Annotated in this window: 23 protein-coding genes; 16 read left to right on the forward strand and 7 right to left on the reverse strand. The window is 56.2% G+C overall.

Annotated elements, in window-relative coordinates; all coding sequences use genetic code 11:
• Positions 1-37 precede the first annotated feature (37 nt).
• Positions 38-2,698 carry an HAD-IC family P-type ATPase gene (locus tag ABNF92_RS15045; RefSeq protein WP_349342608.1) on the reverse strand — a complete coding sequence of 887 codons (2,661 nt, stop codon included), beginning with the start codon at positions 2,696-2,698 and terminating at the stop codon, positions 38-40.
• Positions 2,699-2,818: 120 nt separating this feature from the next.
• Here ABNF92_RS15045 and ABNF92_RS15050 point away from each other — a divergent pair, with 120 nt between their 5' ends.
• Entirely contained in the window at positions 2,819-4,564 is a 1,746-nt protein-coding gene (locus ABNF92_RS15050; RefSeq protein ID WP_349342609.1) for a DEAD/DEAH box helicase, read from the forward strand.
• 56 nt (positions 4,565-4,620) lie between these two features.
• Here ABNF92_RS15050 and ABNF92_RS15055 read toward each other — a convergent pair whose 3' ends face one another.
• On the reverse strand, positions 4,621-5,028 hold the full coding sequence (locus tag ABNF92_RS15055) for a hypothetical protein (protein WP_349342610.1): 408 nt from the start codon (positions 5,026-5,028) through the stop codon (positions 4,621-4,623).
• Positions 5,029-5,178: 150 nt separating this feature from the next.
• Between ABNF92_RS15055 and ABNF92_RS15060 the strand changes: the two genes are divergently transcribed.
• The 7 genes from ABNF92_RS15060 (at position 5,179) to ABNF92_RS15090 (ending at position 10,799) form a co-directional block, all read left to right on the forward strand.
• On the forward strand, positions 5,179-5,961 hold the full coding sequence (locus ABNF92_RS15060) for a helix-turn-helix transcriptional regulator (protein WP_349342611.1): 783 nt from the start codon (positions 5,179-5,181) through the stop codon (positions 5,959-5,961).
• A 73-nt stretch (positions 5,962-6,034) separates the two neighbouring features.
• On the forward strand, positions 6,035-6,517 hold the full coding sequence (locus tag ABNF92_RS15065) for a peptidylprolyl isomerase (RefSeq protein WP_291906349.1): 483 nt from the start codon (positions 6,035-6,037) through the stop codon (positions 6,515-6,517).
• Positions 6,518-6,567: 50 nt separating this feature from the next.
• Positions 6,568-7,515, forward strand: a complete 948-nt coding sequence (locus tag ABNF92_RS15070) for a DUF4124 domain-containing protein (protein ID WP_349342612.1) — start codon at positions 6,568-6,570, stop codon at positions 7,513-7,515.
• Positions 7,516-7,677: 162 nt separating this feature from the next.
• Positions 7,678-8,028: a DUF6152 family protein gene (locus tag ABNF92_RS15075; protein WP_349342613.1), complete on the forward strand. Its 351-nt coding sequence runs from the start codon at positions 7,678-7,680 to the stop codon at positions 8,026-8,028.
• An 8-nt stretch (positions 8,029-8,036) separates the two neighbouring features.
• Entirely contained in the window at positions 8,037-8,522 is a 486-nt protein-coding gene (locus tag ABNF92_RS15080) for a hypothetical protein (RefSeq protein WP_349342614.1), read from the forward strand.
• 36 nt (positions 8,523-8,558) lie between these two features.
• Complete coding sequence (locus ABNF92_RS15085; RefSeq protein ID WP_349342615.1) at positions 8,559-9,863, forward strand: ferredoxin reductase family protein; 1,305 nt, start codon at positions 8,559-8,561, stop codon at positions 9,861-9,863.
• Positions 9,864-10,421: 558 nt separating this feature from the next.
• On the forward strand, positions 10,422-10,799 hold the full coding sequence (locus tag ABNF92_RS15090) for a nuclear transport factor 2 family protein (protein WP_222465182.1): 378 nt from the start codon (positions 10,422-10,424) through the stop codon (positions 10,797-10,799).
• 15 nt (positions 10,800-10,814) lie between these two features.
• On the opposite strand, the gene ABNF92_RS15095 is transcribed toward ABNF92_RS15090, so the two are convergent.
• Positions 10,815-11,018, reverse strand: coding sequence for a hypothetical protein (locus ABNF92_RS15095; protein ID WP_209400488.1), 204 nt, complete (start codon positions 11,016-11,018; stop codon positions 10,815-10,817).
• Positions 11,019-11,168: 150 nt separating this feature from the next.
• Between ABNF92_RS15095 and ABNF92_RS15100 the strand changes: the two genes are divergently transcribed.
• Positions 11,169-11,327, forward strand: a complete 159-nt coding sequence (locus ABNF92_RS15100; RefSeq protein ID WP_167352711.1) for a hypothetical protein — start codon at positions 11,169-11,171, stop codon at positions 11,325-11,327.
• 80 nt (positions 11,328-11,407) lie between these two features.
• On the opposite strand, the gene ABNF92_RS15105 is transcribed toward ABNF92_RS15100, so the two are convergent.
• Together ABNF92_RS15105 and ABNF92_RS15110 are read right to left on the reverse strand one after the other, a co-directional pair.
• Positions 11,408-12,076: a glutathione S-transferase gene (locus tag ABNF92_RS15105; protein WP_349342616.1), complete on the reverse strand. Its 669-nt coding sequence runs from the start codon at positions 12,074-12,076 to the stop codon at positions 11,408-11,410.
• A gap of 90 nt (positions 12,077-12,166) precedes the next feature.
• Complete coding sequence (locus ABNF92_RS15110) at positions 12,167-13,060, reverse strand: patatin-like phospholipase family protein (RefSeq protein WP_349342617.1); 894 nt, start codon at positions 13,058-13,060, stop codon at positions 12,167-12,169.
• A gap of 240 nt (positions 13,061-13,300) precedes the next feature.
• On the opposite strand from ABNF92_RS15110, the gene ABNF92_RS15115 reads away from it, so the two are divergent.
• The 4 genes from ABNF92_RS15115 (at position 13,301) to ABNF92_RS15130 (ending at position 16,535) form a co-directional block, all read left to right on the forward strand.
• Positions 13,301-14,893 carry a BCCT family transporter gene (locus ABNF92_RS15115; RefSeq protein WP_349342618.1) on the forward strand — a complete coding sequence of 531 codons (1,593 nt, stop codon included), beginning with the start codon at positions 13,301-13,303 and terminating at the stop codon, positions 14,891-14,893.
• Positions 14,894-15,014: 121 nt separating this feature from the next.
• A complete protein-coding gene (locus ABNF92_RS15120; protein WP_349342619.1) occupies positions 15,015-15,470 on the forward strand; it encodes a GatB/YqeY domain-containing protein in 456 nt (151 codons plus the stop codon).
• Positions 15,471-15,568: 98 nt separating this feature from the next.
• Entirely contained in the window at positions 15,569-16,063 is a 495-nt protein-coding gene (locus ABNF92_RS15125; protein WP_349342620.1) for a MarR family transcriptional regulator, read from the forward strand.
• 43 nt (positions 16,064-16,106) lie between these two features.
• Positions 16,107-16,535 (forward strand): organic hydroperoxide resistance protein, encoded by a 429-nt coding sequence (locus ABNF92_RS15130; protein WP_222465174.1) that lies wholly within the window; start codon positions 16,107-16,109, stop codon positions 16,533-16,535.
• Positions 16,536-16,562: 27 nt separating this feature from the next.
• Here ABNF92_RS15130 and ABNF92_RS15135 read toward each other — a convergent pair whose 3' ends face one another.
• Positions 16,563-17,432 (reverse strand): hypothetical protein, encoded by an 870-nt coding sequence (locus ABNF92_RS15135; protein ID WP_349342621.1) that lies wholly within the window; start codon positions 17,430-17,432, stop codon positions 16,563-16,565.
• 94 nt (positions 17,433-17,526) lie between these two features.
• Here ABNF92_RS15135 and ABNF92_RS15140 point away from each other — a divergent pair, with 94 nt between their 5' ends.
• The 3 genes from ABNF92_RS15140 (at position 17,527) to ABNF92_RS15150 (ending at position 19,891) form a co-directional block, all read left to right on the forward strand.
• Positions 17,527-18,222 carry a VWA domain-containing protein gene (locus ABNF92_RS15140; protein ID WP_349342622.1) on the forward strand — a complete coding sequence of 232 codons (696 nt, stop codon included), beginning with the start codon at positions 17,527-17,529 and terminating at the stop codon, positions 18,220-18,222.
• A gap of 46 nt (positions 18,223-18,268) precedes the next feature.
• Positions 18,269-18,988 (forward strand): DnaJ domain-containing protein, encoded by a 720-nt coding sequence (locus ABNF92_RS15145; RefSeq protein WP_349342623.1) that lies wholly within the window; start codon positions 18,269-18,271, stop codon positions 18,986-18,988.
• Between the two features lie 108 nt (positions 18,989-19,096).
• Complete coding sequence (locus ABNF92_RS15150) at positions 19,097-19,891, forward strand: hypothetical protein (protein WP_227549438.1); 795 nt, start codon at positions 19,097-19,099, stop codon at positions 19,889-19,891.
• 38 nt (positions 19,892-19,929) lie between these two features.
• Here the strand turns inward: ABNF92_RS15150 and phaC are convergent, their stop codons facing one another.
• Complete coding sequence (gene phaC, locus ABNF92_RS15155; RefSeq protein WP_349342624.1) at positions 19,930-21,828, reverse strand: class I poly(R)-hydroxyalkanoic acid synthase; 1,899 nt, start codon at positions 21,826-21,828, stop codon at positions 19,930-19,932.
• Between the last annotated feature and the right edge of the window lie 10 nt (positions 21,829-21,838).

A 21,838-nucleotide genomic window follows, 5' to 3' on the forward strand; every position in this document is an offset into this window, starting at 1 on the left:
AAACCTGTTCCAAGCTTATCGGGATCTCACTACAGTTTCACTGTCGCCGCTTCCTGATCAATACCTTGTGCAGTTCCTCGACAATGACAAGACTCATGGCAAGTGCGAGCAACTGCAGCCATTCCGCCAGGGATATGGGTTGAATCTGCAGGACATCGGAGAGCCCCGGCACATACATGGCACCGATGTGTGCCAGTTGGGCCAGGGGAACTGCCAGCATCAGGAAGGGGTTGCGGAGCAGGGGGATGCGGAACAGCGAGCGGAATTCCGAGCGGCTGCTGAGCGCGTGAATGTTGCCGAACAGCACCATCAGCATCAGCGTGAGGTTGCGGGCTTCCTCAATGGTTTGGCCCGGGTCGAGTGTCCACTGGAAATTGAGGAAGGCAACAAGGCCCATCCATGAGCCCACCACCAGAACATGCTCAATAATGTGTTTATCGAACACGGGCTCGTGGGGAGAGCGCGGTTTCACAGAGAGCTCACCGCCTTCCTTCGGCTCGAAGGCGAGGGCCACGTCCTGGAAGCCGTTGGCAACCAGGTTCAGCCACAGGAGCTGTACCGCGATCATCGGCATCGGCAGACCGGCCATGACGCAGAGGAAAAAGAGCAGGATTGCGGAGAAACCGGTAGCAACCAGCAGCCCGATGACCTTGCGGATGTTGTTGTATACCACCCGGCCCTGCTCGATGCCGGCGACAATCGACGAAAAATTATCGTCGGTGACGATCAGGTCGGCCGTTTCCTTGGCCACATCGGTGCCTCGCTTACCCATGGCGATTCCGGCATGGGCCTGTCGCATGGCGGGGGCATCGTTCACACCATCCCCGGTAACCGCAACAAAATGGCCATCCCGCATAAAGCTGTCCACGATCTGGGCTTTTCGGGTGGGTTCTATGCGGGCGAATACCCGGGCAGGGCGAATGAGCTGATCGACGGCCTCCTGGCCACGAGCGCTGGCTTCATCCAGCATCGGGCCTGTTACAACGGTTGCGTCTGCGTCACACAGGCCCAGTTCCTGTGCGATTGATTTCGCGGTCGCCGGGTGGTCTCCGGTGACCATGGCGACCTCAATACCGCCGGTGCGACACTTTTCGATCGCGTCGAAGGCTTCATGGCGAAGTGGATCGATCATGGCAACCATGCCGAGAAAGACCATTCCGGCCATTTCATGGTCGCCGTGCGCGGAGGTTCTCTTCGCAAGGGCAATAATCCGGTAGCCCCGGGAGGCCAGTTCGGTGAATTGGCGCTCGAGGGCCGGCTTGTCGATGGCTATGGAGCCGTCCGCGGTGGTCATCCGGTCACACATGGCCAGCATTTTTTCAGGGCTGCCCTTGGCGTAAATCACGGTTTGGTCGCCAACCCGGTTGACCACGCCGCTGTAGGCCTTTTCCGACTCGTAAGGGATCAGGGCCACCTGTTCCTGCCGGGTTCGAAGGTCCGTGATGGACATACCCAGCTTCTTGGCCATCACCAGAAAGGCGATGTCGACGATATCCCCCTGGGAAACCCACTCGCCGCCGCTGTAGTCCAGGTGGCTTTCATTGGCGAGGACGCCAGCGACACAGAGTTCCCTGAGTGTTTCCTGGCCTGTCGCATCCATGTCGGTGCCGGAATGCCCAGTGATTTCCCCTCCCGGTGCCACGCCCTCGCCAGTTACCTCGAACTGTCGTCCATCAGGCAGCATAACCCTGCGAATGGTGAGCTCGTTAACGGTCAGTGTGCCGGTCTTGTCGGAGCAGATGAGAGTGCAGGATCCGAGGGCCTCCACGGCGACAAGCTTGCGAATGATGACATTGCGTTTTGCCATTCGGGACATGCCAATGGCCAGGGCAACGGTGAGTGCGGCAGGCAGGCCCTCGGGGATCACCGAAACCGCCAGGCCGATGGTCATGAGGATCATCTCTTCGATGGAATAACCGCCATCCAGGATCATCAGGCCTGCCAGTGCGGCAATAGCCGCCAGAATGCCGAAAGCGACCTGATAGGTGAACTTGCGGATCCGGATCATCAGCGGCGGCTCGGCCGAGGTTTTGCCGGTAACACCCTGTGCAATCTTGCCAAGCTGGGTCGCCGAGGCGGTAGCGATCACCCGGCCGCGCCCGCGCCCATGGGTGATGATGCTGCCCGCAAAGCACTGATCAGCGCGCTCAGTCAGCGGCGTACTGTCATCGCTTGTAGTATCGACATTCTTGGCAACCGCCAGGGATTCCCCCGTCAACATGGACTCATCCACTGCCAGGCTGCTGGCGCTGAGCAACTGAAGATCAGCGGGCACCTTGTCGCCGGAGGACAGCAAGACGATATCGCCCGGAACGATCTCCTCGACGTCAACGGTGACAATCTGGCTGTCCCGAAGCACGTGGGCTGTCCCTTTCATCATTTGCTTCAAGGCGGCGGCCGCTTTCTGAGCCGAAAACTCCTGCACGGTGCCGATGATCGCGTTTATCAGCAGAACAATCAGAATAAAAACCCCGCTCGGGGTCTGGCCGAGGGCAAATGAAACCCCGGAAGCGATCAGGAGGATGTAAATGAAAGGGCTGAGGAACTGCCCGGCAAACAACTCTAAAACACCCGGCGTGGGAGGGGCAGGCAGCCGGTTGTAACCGAACTCCTCCAGCCGGGCACTGGCCTGCTGGCTGGAAAGCCCGCTCTCAGCAGGATTGGGCGTGATGGGTAGCTCTGGCGCAGCGTCGTTCATGGCGGTCCAAGTTGGCCATTCAGGAAAAGGGGTCGGATCTCGTGTCGGCCCAAGGGTAAAGGTAATGGCATCTGCTAGTATGGCCAAATTTTCGTTCAGAAGACGGCCAGATACTGCAACATGAATGCTCCTTTCAAACTACGCCCGTACCAGCAGGACGCGGTCGAGGCCACGCTGAATCATTTCAGAAAGTCGGATGAGTCCGCCGTTATTGTGCTGCCCACTGGCGCCGGCAAAAGTCTGGTGATTGCCGAGCTGGCTCGTCTCGCCCGGCGGAAGATTCTGGTGCTGACCCATGTGAAAGAGCTGGTCGAGCAGAATCACGCGAAATATGAGAGTTATGGGCTGGAGGGCGGCGTTTTCTCTGCAGGCCTGAAGCGGAAGGAACGCCACCATCAGGTGACTTTTGCCAGCGTGCAGTCAGTGTCTGCGAATCTCGATCAGTTCCGGGATGAATACTCTCTCTTGATCATTGATGAGTGCCATCGGGTCAGCGGTGAGGAAACCAGTCAGTATCAACGAATCATTGAACTTTTACGCGAGCAGAATGATTCCCTGAAAGTGCTCGGGCTGACTGCCACACCTTATCGCCTGGCGATGGGCTGGATCTATCGCTACCACTATCGGGGCTTTGTTCGTGGTGAGGACGACAAGCCCTTTCAGCACTGCATTTATGAGCTGCCGTTGAGCTACATGATCAATCGCGGCTATCTCACCAAACCCGAACTTGTGAACGCAGCTGTGGCGCAATACGATTTCTCGGCGCTGCCTCAGGACCGTTTTGGCGAGTACGCCGAGAAAGACGTTAACCAGCTGCTGAGCAAGCACAAGCGAGTAACCCGCGCGATTACAGAGCAGGTGATGGAGCTGGCCGCCGACCGGCAGGGCGTGATGATCTTTGCGGCCACGGTGGAGCATGCGCGGGAGATTACCGGGTATCTGCCGGAGCACGAAACCGCATTGGTGACTGGCGCGACCGATCTGAAGGACCGGGACTTGCTGATTCGGCGCTTCAAACAGCGGGAGCTCAAGTATCTGGTCAATGTGTCCGTGCTGACCACGGGCTTTGATGCGCCCCACGTGGACTTCATAGCCATACTGAGGCCTACACAGTCAGTAAGTCTTTACCAGCAGATTGTGGGCCGTGGTCTTCGTCTGGACGAAGGCAAGCGTGATTGCCTGGTGATTGATTACGCCGGCAACCATGTGAACCTGCATCACCCGGAAGTGGGTGAGCCGAAACCGAACCCCGACAGCGAGCCGGTGCAGATGTTCTGCCCGGGCTGCGGGTTTGCCAACATCTTCTGGGGCAAGGCCGACGATGACGGCCGGGTGATTGAGCACTATGGCCGTCGCTGCCAGGGTTTGTTAGAGGTCGCGGAGCAGGACGGGCGCCCGCAACAGTGCGATTACCGTTTTCGTTTCAAGGAGTGCCCGCACTGCGGCGCCGAGAATGACATTGCGGCCCGCAACTGCCATCAATGCCACAAAGCCATTATTGACCCGGACGATCAGCTCCGGGATGCCCTGAAGCTCAAGGATGCCATGGTGATTCGATGTGCCGGCATATCGCTGGGCGCTGACGGGAGCAAGTTGAGGATCACCTATCACGGCGAGGATGGGGAGGAACTCAACGAATCGTTTGATTTCAGTAAACCGGGCCAGCGCACTGTCTTCAACAGGATCTTCGGGCGTCGTTTTGCCAATGGCCAGGCCCCGAAAGTGTTCAGCTCAGCGGATACGGTGCTTGAATGTCAGGCTCTGTTGCCGGCACCGGATTTCGTGATCGCTCGCAAGCAGAAGCATTATTGGCAGGTGCAGGAGCGGGTTTTTGATTATCGGGGTAGTTTTCGGAAGGCGTATTGAAAACCCAGATTGGGTAAGAAATTACTCAATCTGGGTAGCGTTTTGGGGCTGATCCATCATCCGAACGCAGGCTTGGGTGGCTTACTGCCAGCAATCCGCTTCATCCAAGCCATGTCCAGTGGAACCAGCACGTTCAGGGCGAACAGCACCCAGCCCAACGGTTGGAGGCTCGGGGCAAACCAGATCATCAGACCAAGGGCCACCAGGCTCCAGGTGACATCCACCACTACCATCAGGTTGAGAAACTTTTCCTGCCACTGTTCCTTGCTGGCGATAGCGGCCATATCCACGCACCACAGCAGCATCACGATGCCGACGACCATGTAGAAGGTTGCACCGGGGCCACCCGCCCACTGGGCAATCGGCTCTGCAGCCAGGATTAGCGCCAATGCCAGGGGCGTGGAGAGGAAGACATCGCTCAGGATAATTTGCTTGACGCTGAATCGACGGACTAGGTTTTTCATGGGATCACCTCAATCGGGTTTCGCAATGGGTTGGACTACACTGCAAAGCTTCTACCCGGGCGGTGTTAGTCTCAATTACCTGTGAGGTAATGGTTTCGCCTACCCTCGACTACGATAATGATTGAACACTCGGAACTCACGGGAAAGTCAATGAGCGCCTTCGGTACGCTGTTCAGAGAAATGCGGCAGGGCAAGCGCCTGAGCCAGATGGATTTTGCCCTTGCCTGTGAGGTATCACCCAAACACATCAGCTTTCTGGAAACCGGCCGCAGCAAGCCCAGCAAAGGCATGGTGTTGCATCTGGCGCAGATGCTGCAGACGGATCTGGCCGGAACCAACCGGCTTTTGTCGGCGGCCGGTTACAGTCAGGTTTACTCCGACCAGGATTTGAACGCGCCCGGTATGGCCATGATCCGGGAGGCGCTAGGGCACCTGTTGCAGGGACACCTGCCGTACCCGGCCGTGGTATTCGACCACGAGTATTATCTGGTGATGGCCAACCAGGCCATGCAGGCGATGATGGCGAGAATGATCGAGTTGGGGGCTCAGTTCCCGGCCCGGCCAAATTTTTTGCTGTCGCTGCTGGATGAGCAAGGCATGAAGCCGTTCGTGGGTGACTGGGAAAATATTGCCTGCCACATGCTGCAACGGGTCTATCATGAGCATCTTGCCGGACCCTTCCGGGATCAGCCCAATCGATTGCTGGAGCAGGCTCTGACCGTCCCCGGCGTCCCCCGGAACTGGAAAAGCCATGTGGTGGAACACCTGGACTATCCGGCGATTCCCTTCACACTGAATCTGGGCGACCAACAGCTCAAAATCTTTTCCACCATCGCAACCATCGGCACCCCGCTGGATGTCACCGCTCAGAATTTGCGGATTGAGCATTTCTTTCCAATGGATGAGGTGAGTAAGGCATATTGGCAGGGATGAAGCCAATTTCCACTCTGAAGTCAAAGCCGCAGCCGGTTACAATGGTGCATCTTTAAACGTCGAAGAGAATCCTATGCCAATCGAAAAGAACCAGGTCGTCCTGTTCCATTACAGTGTCCGCGATGAACAAGATAACGTTGTTGAAGACTCCCACGGCGGTGAGCCGAACGCTTACCTCCATGGCCACGGCGGCATCATCAAGGGCCTGGAGGAGGCCCTGGAAGGTCGCGATGCGGGTGATACGTTCAGCGTCACCGTCACTCCGGAAAAGGCCTACGGACCGCGCAAGCCCGACGCCATTCAGCGGGTGCCGATCAAGCACTTGATGGGCGCCAAACGCTGGAAGGCAGGCATGGTTGCGCAGGTACGGACCGAGCAGGGCCCGCGCCATGTGGTTGTTGCCAAGGTTGGCCATAAGTTTGCCGATGTCGACACCAACCATCCGATGGCGGGCAGGACCCTGACCTTTGACATCGAGATCCTGGAAGTCCGCGACGCCGATGCCGAAGAAATTGCACACGGCCACGTACATGGGCCGGGTGGGCATCATCATTGAAGACGTACATGGCAAGGAGTCATCTTGCCATCACCCTTGGGTAACGCGCAGTGTTTGAAAGGTTAAGGAAAACCATAGATCCCGTCCTGTTTTTCTCGCTGCTTTTGCTATTTGCGAGCGCAGGTCAGGCAAAGATCTATAAATGGGTTGATGAGGATGGAAAGGTTCACTTCAGCGACCGCCAGGACCACAGCATTGAGCAGGAAGTGGTGGACGTTAAGCCGGGTGTTTCGGAATGGTCGCGTTTCGAGATCGATATCAAAACTGTTGATGTTGAGCTGAGTGAACAGGAACACCAGCAGATCGTGGAGGGTGTGAACAACGTCTATGAGTTTTTTGACCGGGTGATGTCCTTTGATATGAACAGGACGGTACCGGTCAACATCCTGATCCTCAAGGACAGTACAGCCTACCGGAATTACCTCATCCGTCGTAACAGGGGGATGGCCGCTGCTTCTTACGGGATCTACATGTCCTCCGAGAACCAGATCGTCGTCTATATACGGAAAAACAGGGCTCTTACCTTTCCGACCATCAAGCATGAAGTGAGTCATGCGGTTGTTGATACCATCGTTCCCTATGCGCCCGCCTGGCTGAACGAAGGGCTGGCCGAGCAGATGGAGACCATCGAGCGTGATGAGTCGGGTTTGTATTTTGAGCGGCACCGCGAGAACAAATGGGTTGTTAACCAGGCCCGTGAACATGGTTCCCTGGCGGGTATCGACCAGCTATTGAAACTGCCCAGTAATAAGTGGCGTCATTCAGACCTGTCGGGGCGCGGAAGCTTGAGGGCCCAATCCGGCCAGTTCGTGTATTTCCTGCTATCCAATTCCACCCGCCGAAACTTTGTGGTTCGACTGATGCACAACTTTAATCGGGGTGATCGCACCATTGCTTATTATCTGGTCAACGACAATTACATCGGCGGTGTCGCTATGTTGGCTCTGGACTGGCGGCGCTGGTTGCATGATCAGGGGGCGGGTGTCATTCGGCTTTAGGGGTACTTTGCTGTTCGGGCACGAATTTCAGGCTTCCCTGTCCTAGTCTGGTGTGAAGGCAGATGCGTACCTGATTGAGGGGTTTGATTCAGGTGCGTCGTTGCCCCGAACAATCGCGATAGGAGGATTAGATATGCCTCAGCTTCGTTTTACCTACCTGATGTGTTTCGCTGTCTTGCCGCTTTCCTCGCCGCCTCTTCCGCACAGGCCCATCACGGGTGGGCGTGGGCGACCGATGAGGAGTTTGAAATCACCGGTGTCATCCAGTCTGTACGCCTGGGTAATCCCCATGGCGAGGTCACCATACGCGTGGATGGCGAGGATTGGGTTGTGGAAGTCGGCCAGCCCTGGCGCAACGACCGGGTCGGACTCACCAAAGAGATGTTGAGTCAGGGCCGGGAAATCACAGTGCATGGCCATCGATCCGCCCGGGAGGGCGAGCGGCTGGTCAAGGCGGAGCGGGTTGTGATCGACGGGCAGGACTACAACCTGTATCCGGGCCGAACGTCCTGACACCCGGGATGATTGAGCAAGCGCTGGTTTCCATCGAAAACTTGGCTTTTGTTTCGGCCCTACGCAATTCCATATTCATGTACCCGCTGGTGAATGCCGGGCATATTCTCGGTGTTTCGTTACTGGTAGGCGGCATCGTGCCGCTGGATCTGCGTCTGCTCGGGCTCTGGCGTAAATACCCGGTGATGGTGTTTGTCGATGTGCTTCGAATCTCAGCCGCGGTCGGTTTGGCGTTGGCGGTGGTTTGCGGAGCATTGCTGTTTACCACCGCAGCCCCGGACTACGCCACTTCGCCGCTGTTTCAGGCGAAGATTGTGCTTGTGCTGCTGGGTGTGTTGAATGCGTTGGCGGTAGGCCGGTTAATGAAACTCCGGGATATACGGAGCTTCCCGATGAGGGCTCCTATGCCTGTGGTCCTCCGGGTCGGTGGCCTGGTGTCTTTGGCCGTCTGGATCAGCGTACTGATTCTCGGCAGGTTACTGGGGTATTTTTGACGTTGCGTTGCGATTTAGTTGGTATAGGTTCTGGAAATGAAGCCGTTTTTTCTGATTGTTGTATATCTTGGTGCTGTCACGTTGCCGTTGATCCTGTCCGCTGCGGTTGGGGGACCTCCGCGCGAATGGCACCAGGAACTCGCCTCGGGTCTGGGCATCCTCGCCTTCTCGATGATCCTTATGGAATTCATTCTCTCCGGGCGTTTCAAGGCCATTTCGAATGGCGTCGGAATGGATGTGACGATGCGGTTTCATCAGATTATGGCCCGTACGGCCCTGGTTTTTGCGCTTGTGCACCCATTTCTCTACCAGGAAACGCCCTCGGGAGGTCCCCGTCCGTGGGATCCCACCCGTGAATTGACGCTCACAACCGATTTTTCCGCGATTTTAAGCGGAATTGGCGCTTTTTTGCTTCTTCCCAGCCTTGTTCTCCTCGCCATCGGCCGGACCCAGCTGGACTATAAATACGAGACATGGCGCCTGATGCACGGGGTCGGCGCGCTTTTGATTGCACTTCTTCTGCTGCACCACACGGTCTATGGGGGACGTTACGGATCAGAGCCAGTGATGACCTGGGTTTGGCTGGCAATGACAGGAGTTGCGGTCGGGTCATTGCTCATGGTTTACCTGTGGGTTCCCCTTCAGAAAAGGGCACGCGCTTGGCGCGTGGTCTCCGTGAACCAGCTGACAACGAAGCAATGGGAATTGACCGTGGAGCCTGAAGGGCATGCGGGGCTGGATTACAAAGCCGGTCAGTTTCTGTGGCTGAATGTGGGGCACAGCCCCTTCTCGCTGAAAGAAAATCCCTTCTCTATTTGTTCGGCACCTGCCGAGGGACCACGGGTATCTTTCATGATCAAAGAGCTCGGCGACTTTACCCGCTCCATTGGCCAGATAGAACCTGGAACCCTTGCCTTCCTTGACGGCCCCTACGGCAATCTTTCTGTTGATGGTCGAGCGGAACCTGGGGTTGCCCTCATTGCCGGGGGAGTAGGACTAGCGCCACTGCTGGGTATACTCAGGCAAATGCGGGCCACCAACGATCCCCGCAAGGTGAGGTTGATCTATGGTAATCGCGTGATTGATCAGATCGCTCACCGGAAAGAGCTCGGGACCGAGGATGTGGTCTACGTGTTGTCGGAACCACCAGATAACTGGGAGGGTGAGACCGGCTTCATTGATGGCGCGCTGATCGACAGGGTTTTCTCCGAGGAAGAATTCAGCGAATGGCTCTTTGTGATGTGCGGGCCTGCACCCATGATGGATGTTGTTGAGGATCATCTGATCAAGCGAGGCGCGCCTTCCCACCACATCCTATCGGAGCGTTTCAGTTATGACTAATCCCATCAAGCGGGCAAGTCTACGGCGCCGGGTTTCCTGGATCGTCTGGGCAGTAAACATCGCGCTGTTCGCGACTCTCCTCGTTTTTGTGTTCCGTTCGGGGCTCTGAATCGCGGGTTCCGTACGCGCGAAAGGACTGGCACAGTGTTGTGTACTGCACCTGACAGGAGACTAGATGACGTTCGAGCATATTGTTCAGATAAACGACCTGACCAAGCCAGAGCTACCGGTCCTGACCCGATTCCAGGTTTGGGAAGGCCTTGTGCTCCGAGCCCGGCGCCTGGGGCGCTTTTTGTCCGCTTCCGGTATCACACAGCGAGCATCGAGAACCGCGGTGACTCGATGCCCTATGATCAGTATCTTCATGAAGCGTCTGTGGCCACAGACGTGGAAACCATTCAGATCATACGGCAATTGGCGGAGACGGGTGTGTTCTGAAAGGCTTTGGTTTTGAGCCCAAGGTTGATTGGTGACTGTGTTGCTGCAGGCCCGAATAGGCTAATGTTCAGGTTAGTGGGTGCAGTTTGGATTGTCAGTTCCGGAACCTGGAGAACGGTCATGCAGCCAAAGGACATTGTGGCTCAGTTCATCGAAAATATCCGCGCCCAGCGCTTGGATGAAGCCAAGGATCTGCTTGCTGAAGAGGGCTTTGAGTATGTGGGGCCCAACATGCGATTCCTCAGCCGCGACGACATGTTGGCCTACCAGTTCGGTATGTTTGCCATTCAGAAAGACCTGGTTCTACGGCAACTGAGTGCCGACGGTGAGCACGTGTTTGCGATCCTGGATTACCGTACCTACTTCGAGCCGATTGGTGATGTGCGCCTGGCAATCTGGTTTCGTGTAAGGGAGCAAAAAATCCGGTGCGTTGAAACCTTCTACAACGCAGCGGTGATTGAAAACATGCTAGGCGGGAGTTTGCCTGCAGCGGAGTGATTCAAGCCTCGAACTTCAGAGTTCGACAAACCTCGGCACAACCATGAGTACGACCCCTACGGCCAGCATTTCCCATGCGCTACTGGCCAGATAAGGATAGATGATCATGGCAATGCCGCAGTATCGGGTGACGATGTTTTTCCTGCGCCGGCCATACATGAAATACCCGAAGCCGATGCAGCCGAACAGCAGCGCCAGCAAGATGTCAGCGGTTTCCATGCAATGAACTCCTCCGTTCTGTTTCACCGTATAGATTGTTGCTGAGGCGCGCCAGGAACGCGGCCTTTAGGAAGCGAACAATTTTTAGCCACATCGGGTATAATGAACGGCTTATGCTGTAAAACAAGCCACCTTGACCTGGATACCATCATGAGCAAGAAAAACGAGAAAGCTACCCTGACCTCCGCCGAAATTGAGGAACAGACCGCCGCCTTTCTGAAAGCGGGCGGGTCTGTCGAATATGTCGGCAAGGGCCAGAGCGGACAAGTTTCCTCTACAGGTTCAAAACAGATCAGCCTGAAAAAGTAAAGCGCGGCTCAAACCTATTGACGAGCTCACTCCGATGGGCGCCAGTGTGTGAATAGTTTCGACATGACTGTGCCGCCTCTTCAGGCAAAGTCGTAGTCACCGCCTTTCTCAAGTGCTTTCTGATAAGCCGGCCTGGCGTGAACCCGTTTCACCCAGCCGGTGATGTGAGGCCTGTTCTTACCGACAATGCCCCTGGCTACCGAGGCTTCAAGCGGGAAGCTCATCTGGATATCTGCAGCACTCAGTTTGTCACCCAGGAACCACGTGTTTTTTGCGAGGTGGTCTTCCACAAAATCCAGATGCGTCTTGATCATCGGGCCGATGAAGACTTCATTGGTTTTGTCTGAAATGCCCTTGGCGACCGGTTTTATAAAGAACGGCATCGGGCTGGTTTTGACCTTTTCAAACACCAGGCGCATGACCAGAGGGGGCATCAGTGAGCCCTCGGCATAGTGCAGCCAGTAGGTGTAGTCGAGCCAGGTCTGGCCGCCGCTCTCGGGCAGCATGGTGTCTTTGCCGTAGGTGTGGGCCAGATATTCAATAATGGCGCCGGATTCGGCCACCACCAGATCGCCGTCGGTAATCACCGGGGATTTGCCCAGCGGGTGAACCTTCTTCAGGCTTTCGGGCGCCAGCATGGTTTTGGGATCACGCTGGTAATGCTTGATCTCATAGGGCACACCCAGCTCTTCCAGCATCCAGAGAACGCGTTGTGAGCGGGAATTATTCAGGTGGTGGACGGTAATCATGCGCAAGCTCCGTTCGCATCGAAAAATGATCAGGTGTGAAGAGTAGGCTTCAAAAAGCGTTTTGGTTCACCGCTGGCGATGATTAAGTCGCTAATGTCGATTGCGCACCGCAAAGCCGTTGCGTTTGAGCTCCTTGAGAATCTCGGGCACCTTGAAGGGCATCAATGTACGGGTTGTTCTCAGAAGGCTGATCGCAACGTGCATTCGCTTGTACCAGAGCACCCGGCGGATCTTTTTCTTCATGGGGTGATAGCCTTCCAGGTACAGTTCCTCAACACGGTCTGCATTATTGGTCAGGCTGTAGCCGCTCAGGTCCAGAGGTACCGCTATGTCGGCGTTCTTGAGTTGCTTGCGGGTGTTGAAATCGATGCCAATGTTGATGGCGTTGGTGATCACATCGAAGGTGTTATCAGGCTTCGGGTATCGGCTTACATGGCTGAGATCAACCGCCACAGTGATGCCGGCCCCCATTTTCGCCAGTGGTGAAATCGGCACATTTTCTACCAGCCCGCCGTCCACCAGTGTTCTCCCATCGATCTCTACCGGTACAAACAGGCCGGGCACCGCCATGGACGCGCAAACAACGTCCGCCAGGTTGCCCTCCCGGAAGATCAACTGTTCGCCGGTTTCGATATCCGTTGCGCAGATGGCCAGTGGAATCTTGGCGTCTTCGATCCGGACATCCCCGAGATCCCGATGAATCATTTCCCGAATGGCATTGGTGCTGAAAAGCCCGCCGCGCTCGAAGGTAAAGTTGATGATTTTCGAGAGGTTCAGGGTGGAGCAAATGGAAAGGATGGACTCCGCCGGGCGGCCGAAGGCGTAGTAGCTCGCAATGAGTGCGCCGGCGCTGGTTCCGGAAATACAGTGAATCCTGATTTGCTCTTCCTCGAAGGCCTTAAGAACGCCGATATGGGCGATGCCCTTTGCCGCGCCGCCACCGAGGGCAAGGCCAATGCGGGTATTAAAGGGATTGAGTTTCATGGTGTTTGGCCCATTTACGTGCTCGAGGAGATAACCGTTAAAGCAAGTCTATCAGAGTAGCTCGCGCATTAAATTCAACGCGATGCGAAGGAATAGGAATTTGTGAACGCAGTGGTTTGTGCGGAGCTTTGCAGACCGGTTGGAAATTTCAATTCTTAGAGTTCAAAATATTGGTGTGGCACTTAAGGAGGTAAATTTTCCAACCGACTGCGGGTCGATGCAGTCATAGGAGTCCTCACATTGGGCGACGTCATTAAAGATGATTACCAGACTGACTACGTGGCCGGTCAGGATAATATCGAGAAATTCGGCTTCGACATCCACAACATCGTATTCCCGTTAACCGCCATCCTGATTGTGGCCTTTGTTGTCGGGACACTCATTTTTCCATCCGGTGCAAAGGAATTGCTGGATAGCGCCAAGAATGGCGCGATCGCTGTTTTCGACTGGGGTTTTCTGCTCAGCGCAAACCTGTTTGTTCTCTTCTGCCTGGCCCTGATTTTCATGCCGGTAGGCAAGATCCGAATTGGCGGGACTGAAGCCAAGCCTGAATTTTCCCTGCTTTCCTGGTTTGCCATGCTGTTTGCAGCCGGCATGGGCACTGGGCTGATGTTCTGGTCGGTCGCTGAGCCGGTGGCCTATTACACTGACTGGTATGGAACGCCTCTTGGTGTTGAACCTAACACCGCAGAGGGTGCACGCCTGGCGATGGGGGCAACCATGTATCACTGGGGTCTGCACCCCTGGGCGATTTATGCAATTGTCGGGCTTTCGTTATCTTTCTTTGCTTTCAACAAGGGCCTGCCGCTAACCATACGCTCTGCGTTTTTTCCGATACTTGGTGACAAGGTCTGGGGGTGGCCGGGCAATGTGATCGATACGGTGTCGGTGCTGGCGACCATTTTTGGTCTTGCGACCTCGCTCGGTTTCGGGGCCCAGCAGGCCGCATCGGGTATTTCCTACCTGTTTGATATTGAGGGAGGCCTGAATATTCAGGTAGGCGTGATTGCCGGCGTTACGGCTGTGGCCACTTACTCTGTGATCCGGGGCATCCACGGTGGTGTTCGGATCCTGAGTAACGCGAATATGATCATGGCGGGGCTGCTCCTTCTGTTTGTAATGTTTGCCGGTCCCACGCTGGCGGTGTTCCAGTGGCTCTGGGATACGTCGGTGTCCTACGCCTCCAACATGGTCGCGCTCAGTAACCCGTTCGGCCGGGAGGAGGACACGACCTGGTTCCACGGCTGGACGGTATTCTATTGGGCCTGGTGGATTTCCTGGTCGCCGTTTGTGGGTATGTTCATCGCGCGGGTGTCCCATGGCCGCACGGTGCGTGAGTTCGTTACAGCGGTTCTGATCATCCCGACCATCATCACGCTGTTCTGGATGAGCGCCTTCGGCGGCGGTGCCCTCCATCAGGTGCAGAATGATATTGGCGTGCTGGCCTCGGAGGGACTTACTGAAGTATCACTGGCGATGTTCCAGGCGCTTGAGAATATTTCACTGTCGGGGATTACCTCGTTTATCGGTATTACCCTGGTGTTGACTTTCTTCGTGACCTCGTCGGATTCCGGCTCGCTGGTCATCGATAGCATTACCTCGGGCGGCAAGACGGATGCTCCCAAAGCCCAGCGGATTTTCTGGGCGGTTATTGAAGGTTCGATTGCCGGCGTGCTGCTGTTCGTAGGCGGCGAGCAAGCGCTGGGGGCGCTTCAGGCCGGCGCCCTGAGCGTGGGTCTGCCTTTCACTCTCGTGCTGCTGGTAATGACCTACAGCCTGTTCAAGGGGCTTCACCATGAACGCCGCTTGCTGATCGCTGAGGGCAAAATGTAACCGGCAGTCTGCTCGTTACAACCCTTCACCGACCCAAGGGCCCCTCACCGAGGGGCCTTTGCATTTTCGGGATCCTGTCCCCATATAAACGGAAAAGGCGCAAACAAACAGGAGATCGGAAATGACGGCACCAACTCTGAAGGAACAATTGAACAACGCGGTAAAGGAGGCAATGCGAAACAAGGATAAAACCCGTCTGGTTACCTTGCGCATGGCCCAGTCTGCTGTAAAGCAGATCGAGATTGATGAACGCCGCGAGCTCAACGACGAGGATGTTCTCAAGGTGCTGGACAAGATGCTCAAACAGCGCCGCGATGCTGCCAGTCAGTATGATGATGCGGGTCGTGAGGAGCTGGGCGACAAAGAGCGCGCCGAAATGGTGATCATTGAGGAGTTCATGCCTGCGGCCCTGAACGAGGACGACCTGGATGGGTTGATTCGAATGGCGATCAGTTCAACGGATGCACAGGGCATGCAGGATATGGGGAAGGTGATGAACGAACTTAAGCCCCAGGTGCTTGGCCGTGTTGAGATGGGGCATCTGAGCAAGAAAGTTCGAGCTGCGCTGACGGGTTGATCAAAAGCTTTCCCCGCCTGGTAGAACGAGCGGGGGTTGCATCCTTACTCGTGTTTCGCTAATTTAAATCGTGCACAAGGTAATCGTGAGCGAGTTAAATGCCAGAGCATCAGTCTTCAAAACGATCGGTCCCCGGAAATGATCTGTTAACACTGGATCGGCAAATGTGTTTTGCCCTGTATTCTGCGTCGTTGGCAATGACCAAGCTGTACAAGCCACTGTTGTCAGAGCTTGGGCTGACGTATCCCCAGTACCTTGTCATGCTGGTTCTATGGGAGACGGACGGCATTCGGGTGTCCGGTCTGAAAGATCGTCTGTTTCTGGACTACGGCACTCTGACCCCGCTCGTGAAACGGTTGGAGAAGCAGGGCTTGCTGGTTCGGCAGCGTTCGCCCGAGGACGAACGTCAGGTCATTGTTCGCCTTACTCCGCAGGGCCGGAATCTTCAGCAGGCAGCAGCAAGGATTCCGGAGCGGGTCGCCGGCGCCTCGGGTTGCTCATTGTCGGAGCTGGACGGTTTGAAGACGGAGCTCTGTGCACTCAGGAGCCGTTTGCACAGTCACCTGGAAAGTCATCTGGAGGAGAGTGCCTGAGCTGGCAGTCTCATCTGAAAGCAAAGCAGAAGAGGAAAGCGTTATGTCTATCGAACAAGTGCTATACCGTGCCCACGCAGAGGCAACCGGTGGTCGTGACGGCCGGGCCATTTCTTCAGACGGCATTCTCGACGTCGAGCTGGCAACCCCGAAAGAAATGGGTGGTGCCGGCGGCAAGGGCACGAATCCGGAGCAGCTGTTTGCCGCAGGTTACTCTGCCTGCTTCATTGGCGCGATGAAGTTTGTTGCCGGCCGTGACAAGCTGAAGATGCCGGAAGATGCGTCCATTGAAGGCGTGGTTGGCATTGGCCAGATTCCCAATGGATTTGGCATTGAGGTGGAACTGCGTATCAGTCTGCCCGGTATGGACGATGCCGAAGCGAAGCAGCTGATCGATGAAGCGCACAAGGTCTGCCCTTACTCCAATGCGACCCGTGGCAACATCGATGTGACTCTCAACCGGGTGGACTGATCCCCGGTTTCGATCCGGTCTCTGGGTTTACCAATCGAGCCTGAGGCTTCCGACCAAGGCATCGCCCAGACTCAGATCAATGGTGCCCGTGTTCAGGTCTTCGTATTGGACACGGGTATCAAAACTGGCACCGATACCAACAGTCAGGGTTGGCCATGGTCCATGCCCCCTAAGTATCCGGTAGGTCAGTTCTGTTCTCCACTCGCGAAAATACAGCGCACCTTCTACCTCTCTGGCCTTGTCCAACGTCGCCCAACGATCCCCGTCGCGTTCCACCCGGAATGTCCATAGCTCCCGTGGGCTTTGCCACTGGATCAGTACCGGCAGGTCGAGCAGCCAATACCCGTTTTCATTGCGTTGTTGCCATCGTATTCGGGGAAGCCAGCGGAAAGACCCGAAGCGATGGTCGCCGCCGATCCCGACGCTCAATGGGCTTGTTTCATCCATGGCCCGGTATAGTGCGATGCGGCCATTCAACACGTCACCGTGGAAGTCCCGGTACTTGAACATGTTGGAGGTTCCGGCAACGCCGGCCCGTGCTTCTGCTCGGTAAAGCCGATGCTGCCAATCGCCACCGAAGGTCAACCGATGGAGGTGCCCGTTGTGGGCCGGTTCGCCTGTGCGGATTCTAAGTGGCTGGTAATCGTAATCGATGTCAAAGGTGCTCGCAGAGTTCTGCTGTTGCCAGCCCAGGCCGCGCTGCGAGCGGGTCACCTCGCTGGCAGATGGCAGATCCTCTGGCCAATCGTAAGCTTGCCACTGGCGATAGAGCAGATAAAAAGAATTTGAGGCCTGTACCGCGCAGGGCATTGCGAGGATGGCAACAAGGAACGGCGCCAGAAGGCAAAAACGAAGTCTGGCCAGGTTCCTGATTCGGTACCAACGCCCTGTATCCACGATGCCCCGCCTCTTGCCAAACCTGTGAATTGAGCGATCTATGCCCTACTATTTTAGCGTCAGATTCTGCAATCGCTGCGATTTTCAGGAGCCCATGGCCGATAAAGATTTGAGAATCCGATCCGACAAACAGGCGATCGATCAGTTTATTAACGAGGTTCGCTCGCTGCCTAAACAGGGTGGCGGCCAGGGGCGTCTGATTTTCGCGCTGGACGCAACCGCAAGCCGTGAGGCAACCTGGGATCAGGCTTGCCATCTTCAGAGCGAACTGTTTATGGCAACCCGGGATCTGGGCGGTCTGGCCATTCAGCTTTGCTACTATCGTGGCTTCGGTGAGTTCAAGGCTACGGGGTTTGTGACCGAGACGGGGCAACTGCTGAACCTGATGAACGGCGTGTCCTGCCTGGGCGGCCGAACCCAGATCAGCCGGGTGCTGGCCCACGCGGTGAAAGAGACTCGCACAAACCCCGTCAAGGCGGTGGTGTTTATCGGCGATTGCTGCGAGGAACCGATAGACGAGCTTTGTCATACCTCCGGGGAGTTGGGAATGCTGCGCACGCCGGTATTTATGTTTCATGAAGGCAGTGACGCCCATGCCAGGGCGGTCTTCCAGCAGGTGAGCAAGCTTTCTGGCGGCGCGTACGCGCCCTTTGATCGGAACAGCCCAGAGGTTCTGAAGGATCTTATGGCGGCGGTTGCGGTCTATGCTTCCGGGGGAGCCAAGGCCCTGCAGGACTTTTCAAGCCGCAGTTCCCCGGAAGTGAAGCGCCTGACGAAACAGATCCGATAGTGCTTCTGGAAATCCATTCAAGGGCCGGTGTGCCCGGGGTATCTGAGTGCCGTTAACGCTTGTTGCTATCGTTGTCGCGGTTGTTGCCTGGGTGTGGTTGCGCAATCAGCCAGCCAGCCAACGTAATGCAGCCATTCTCAAACTCGCTTTGCTGGTCGGTATCGGGATCGTGGTCGGTCTCGCCGTAACCGGACGCCTGCATTTTGTGTTCGCCGGGTTGGCGTTTCTTTATCCGCTGTTGCGTCGATTGCTGCCCTCACTGTTGCGCGGTGGACTGGGTGGTATGGCTGGCGGAGCTCAAGCCAAATCCGGCAATCAATCTCACGTGGCCAGTGACATCCTGGAAATGACCCTGGACCACGATTCCGGAACCATGAGTGGCAGAATCATAAAGGGGCCCATGGAGGGCCGTGAGTTGTCAGATTTGAGCGAGAACGAGTTCCTTGAGCTGCTGCGTTATTGCCGGGCGCAGGACGAAGACTCGGCCCGGCTCCTGGAAAGCTATCTGGATCGCAGGTTCGGTGATTCCTGGCGACAGGATGATGAAGCTGGGTCCGAAGGCTCGGAGTCAGGCGGAAATGGCAACGCCGGAGGTCCTCTGACCGAGAGCGAAGCGCTGGATATCCTGGGGCTGGAGCCTGGCGCGAGCCGCGACGAGATTATCAAGGCCCATCGCCGGATGATGCAGAAGCTACACCCGGATCATGGCGGCAGCAATTATCTGGCGGCGCGCATCAATGAAGCCAAGGAGTGTTTGCTGGGCTGAAGGACGGCCCGGTTCGCAGGCGTTTTGCCAGAGTCGGTTGCCTGTGGTGACGGTAAGCGATATTGTTCAAAAATTGGACTTCTCTGGGCCTGGGGGAGAGCGCCTCGGTTGAAGACGTCATCGCTGATCTCGTGGATCTTGCTTTTTATATTCGGTTTGCCCCAGTCCGGGCTCGCCGAGTCATTAAAGCGGCTGAAAGTACTCGCTCCCGAAATCCCGGGCGCAGCCGAGCCTAGTCTCAAAGGTCGGGATATTGAACTTGTGCTGGCAACGTTCAATGAGTGCGGTTTTGACGCCCGGTTCGTTTTTCAGCCCTTCGAGCGGCATGCTCGTACCTACCGGGATCGTGAGGACTTCGACGCCATCATGACTGTGCCCCTGCACTGGCGTCTTCCCGGGTATTCTACTTCTGCCTACATCTGGTATCAGAACGGAGCCTTCTACAATTATTCCCATATCGGGCCGGTTGAGCGGATCAATGACCTCGCCGGTCTTGATGTGCTTACTTTCCGCCAGGGAGTTGATGTTCTGGGAATCAGCAGCGATGTTCCGGAATTCGCCTCTCTTACCGAGATTGCCGATCAGACAATTCACTCGCGGCTCCTCTTCATGGGGCGGGTCGATGCGATTCTGGCTGATGGATTCGTGGTCGCGGAGGTGAATCGCCGAATATTCAGCGAAAAGCGCCGTGGTGAGAGCTGGCCCTCGCAGTCTGATGCTTTTCGTTTCGCGCCAATCTTTAACCCGGCGCCGCATAAGATGGTTTTTCGAAACCTTGAACAGGCCGCTGCGTTCGATATTTGCTTTGATGATTTGCGGCTGGCGGGTGTGATTGACGAAATAAATCAGAAATACATCGACAAGTACCAGAATGTCCTGCGCTTCAGATACCTGGGGCGTTAAGGACAGGAGCCTGGCGATTCAAAACCGTCGCAATGGTTTTAGTGCGTCATTTTTTCGGGAGATCTCGCTTTCGGCTTATCGGAAGCCGATTTCCTTTTTGATGGTTGCCTTGGTTTCCTGGCTATCGGGGTGGGCGGTGCGGGTTCATTGCGCAAGTAGGCCCCGGGCGCCGGTTCAATCACCGGCAGATTGCCCTCTCCCGGAATGCGAGCCTTAACCTCACCGCCACCAAACTGCTCGGCCCAAGCCACCCAATCTGGCCACCAGGAACCTTCAAACTGCTCGGCACCTTTGAGCCATTCCTCTGGATTGGCTGGATTGTCTTCGTTCAGGCGATAACCGTACTTCTTCTTCTCGGGTGGATTGATGATTCCGGCAATATGTCCCGAACCGCCGAGTACAAAACGCAGTGGCCCGCCCAGGTTGCGCGCGCCTTTGTAGCAGGAAACCCACGGCGCGATGTGGTCTTCAATGGCGGATGCGAAATAGCTTGGAATCTTCACCTTTCTCAAGTCGATTGGCGTGCCCGCCAGGGCAATGCCGCCGGGCTCACGCAGCCGATTGTTCAGATACATATTGCGCAGGTAAAAACTGTGCATGGCCGCAGGCATGCGCGTGGCATCCGAGTTCCAGTAAAGGAGATCAAAGGGCGCAGCGTCACGACCCAGGAGGTAGTTGTTGACGAAGAACGACCATATCAGACTGTTGGCCCGAAGCATGTTGAAGGCCGTTGCCATGGAGGCGCCTTCAAGATAGCCCTGTTTGTTCATAGCCTTTTCTATTTTCGCAATAGAATCCTCGTCGATGAAGACTTCGAGATCGCCAACATCTGAGAAATCCATCATGCTGTTGAGAAACGTCGCGCTTTTGACCCGGTCGTCGCCACGAGCGGCCAGCCAACCGAGCGTGCAACCCAGCAGGGTGCCGCCGATGCAGTAACCCACGGTGTTGACTTCGCGCTCACCCGTTGCCTGCTCAATAGCTTCCATGGCGGCGACCGGACCTTCGAGCATGTAGTCTTCAAAGGTCTTGTGCGCCAGCTCTGGGCCGGGATTGACCCAGGAGACCACAAACACAGTGTGTCCCTTCTCTACCCAATAGCGGATGAAGGATTTTTTCTCGCCAAGATCGAGGATGTAGTACTTGTTGATCCAGGGCGGAATCACCAACAGAGGCCGACGATGTACAGTTTCGGTGGTAGGCCGGTATTGGATGAGTTGCATCAGATCGTTCTGTAACACCACGTCGCCGGGTGTGTTGGCCAGATTGTCGCCCACCTCAAAGGCGTCCGGGTCGGACATGCGAAACGGCATCGGGCCCTTTCCCTCGTCCAGATCACGTAACAGGTTCGCCAGTCCACGCAGCAGGTTTTTACCGCGTGTCTTGACAGTAGTTCGCAACACTTCCGGATTGCTCAGAACGAAGTTGCTGGGGGCGAGGGCGTCGGTCATCTGGCTGGTGAAAAAGCGGACTTTCCGTCTCTCGTGATCGTCCATGTCCCGGACATCATCAATGGTGTCCATTACCCAGCGTGTTGTTAATAGATAGGCCTGCTTGAGGGCGTTGAAGGCGATGACGTCGTTCCAGGCCTGGTCACGGAACCGACCGTCGCCAGGCTCTGGTTCTGCTACGGTCAAAGGTTTCTTGCCAATACCGCTGGCGAGAAGGCCGGACCAGAACAGACTGGTGTCCTTGAACAGTCGCATCTGCGCGAACAGAAGTGTGTCGGGTTGGGTTGCAAGCTTGCCAGTCAGGGTAACGAAGGGCCTGGCCATGCTACTCACGCTGGCGGGGTTCGGCGGGCCACCGCGTAATCGGCGCATGACAGAGCGCTTGAGCAGACGGCCACCATGAATACCTACTCGTGCCAGAGAGCGGCTTACCACATTGGGTTCGAAGTCAGGCGTTGTTTGCTTTTTTATTGGTTTATCAGCCATTTTCTCGCCT

Source organism: Marinobacter sp. MMG032, assembly GCF_040112695.1.
Classification (GTDB): domain Bacteria; phylum Pseudomonadota; class Gammaproteobacteria; order Pseudomonadales; family Oleiphilaceae; genus Marinobacter; species Marinobacter salsuginis.

What these genes read in the sequence shown, in the direction of transcription:
- ABNF92_RS15110 (WP_349342617.1), bottom strand. Translation starts at nt 13,060, where the DNA reads ATGAAACTCAATCCCTTTAATACCCGCATTGGCCTTGCCCTCGGTGGC.
- ABNF92_RS15085 (WP_349342615.1), top strand. Translation starts at nt 8,559, where the DNA reads ATGAAGCCGTTTTTTCTGATTGTTGTATATCTTGGTGCTGTCACGTTG.
- ABNF92_RS15120 (WP_349342619.1), top strand. Translation starts at nt 15,015, where the DNA reads ATGACGGCACCAACTCTGAAGGAACAATTGAACAACGCGGTAAAGGAG.
- ABNF92_RS15065 (WP_291906349.1), top strand. Translation starts at nt 6,035, where the DNA reads ATGCCAATCGAAAAGAACCAGGTCGTCCTGTTCCATTACAGTGTCCGC.
- ABNF92_RS15045 (WP_349342608.1), bottom strand. Translation starts at nt 2,698, where the DNA reads ATGAACGACGCTGCGCCAGAGCTACCCATCACGCCCAATCCTGCTGAG.
- ABNF92_RS15050 (WP_349342609.1), top strand. Translation starts at nt 2,819, where the DNA reads ATGAATGCTCCTTTCAAACTACGCCCGTACCAGCAGGACGCGGTCGAG.
- ABNF92_RS15060 (WP_349342611.1), top strand. Translation starts at nt 5,179, where the DNA reads ATGAGCGCCTTCGGTACGCTGTTCAGAGAAATGCGGCAGGGCAAGCGC.
- ABNF92_RS15130 (WP_222465174.1), top strand. Translation starts at nt 16,107, where the DNA reads ATGTCTATCGAACAAGTGCTATACCGTGCCCACGCAGAGGCAACCGGT.
- ABNF92_RS15105 (WP_349342616.1), bottom strand. Translation starts at nt 12,076, where the DNA reads ATGATTACCGTCCACCACCTGAATAATTCCCGCTCACAACGCGTTCTC.
- phaC (WP_349342624.1), bottom strand. Translation starts at nt 21,828, where the DNA reads ATGGCTGATAAACCAATAAAAAAGCAAACAACGCCTGACTTCGAACCC.
- ABNF92_RS15095 (WP_209400488.1), bottom strand. Translation starts at nt 11,018, where the DNA reads ATGGAAACCGCTGACATCTTGCTGGCGCTGCTGTTCGGCTGCATCGGC.
- ABNF92_RS15055 (WP_349342610.1), bottom strand. Translation starts at nt 5,028, where the DNA reads ATGAAAAACCTAGTCCGTCGATTCAGCGTCAAGCAAATTATCCTGAGC.
- ABNF92_RS15100 (WP_167352711.1), top strand. Translation starts at nt 11,169, where the DNA reads ATGAGCAAGAAAAACGAGAAAGCTACCCTGACCTCCGCCGAAATTGAG.
- ABNF92_RS15125 (WP_349342620.1), top strand. Translation starts at nt 15,569, where the DNA reads ATGCCAGAGCATCAGTCTTCAAAACGATCGGTCCCCGGAAATGATCTG.
- ABNF92_RS15080 (WP_349342614.1), top strand. Translation starts at nt 8,037, where the DNA reads ATGATTGAGCAAGCGCTGGTTTCCATCGAAAACTTGGCTTTTGTTTCG.
- ABNF92_RS15090 (WP_222465182.1), top strand. Translation starts at nt 10,422, where the DNA reads ATGCAGCCAAAGGACATTGTGGCTCAGTTCATCGAAAATATCCGCGCC.
- ABNF92_RS15140 (WP_349342622.1), top strand. Translation starts at nt 17,527, where the DNA reads ATGGCCGATAAAGATTTGAGAATCCGATCCGACAAACAGGCGATCGAT.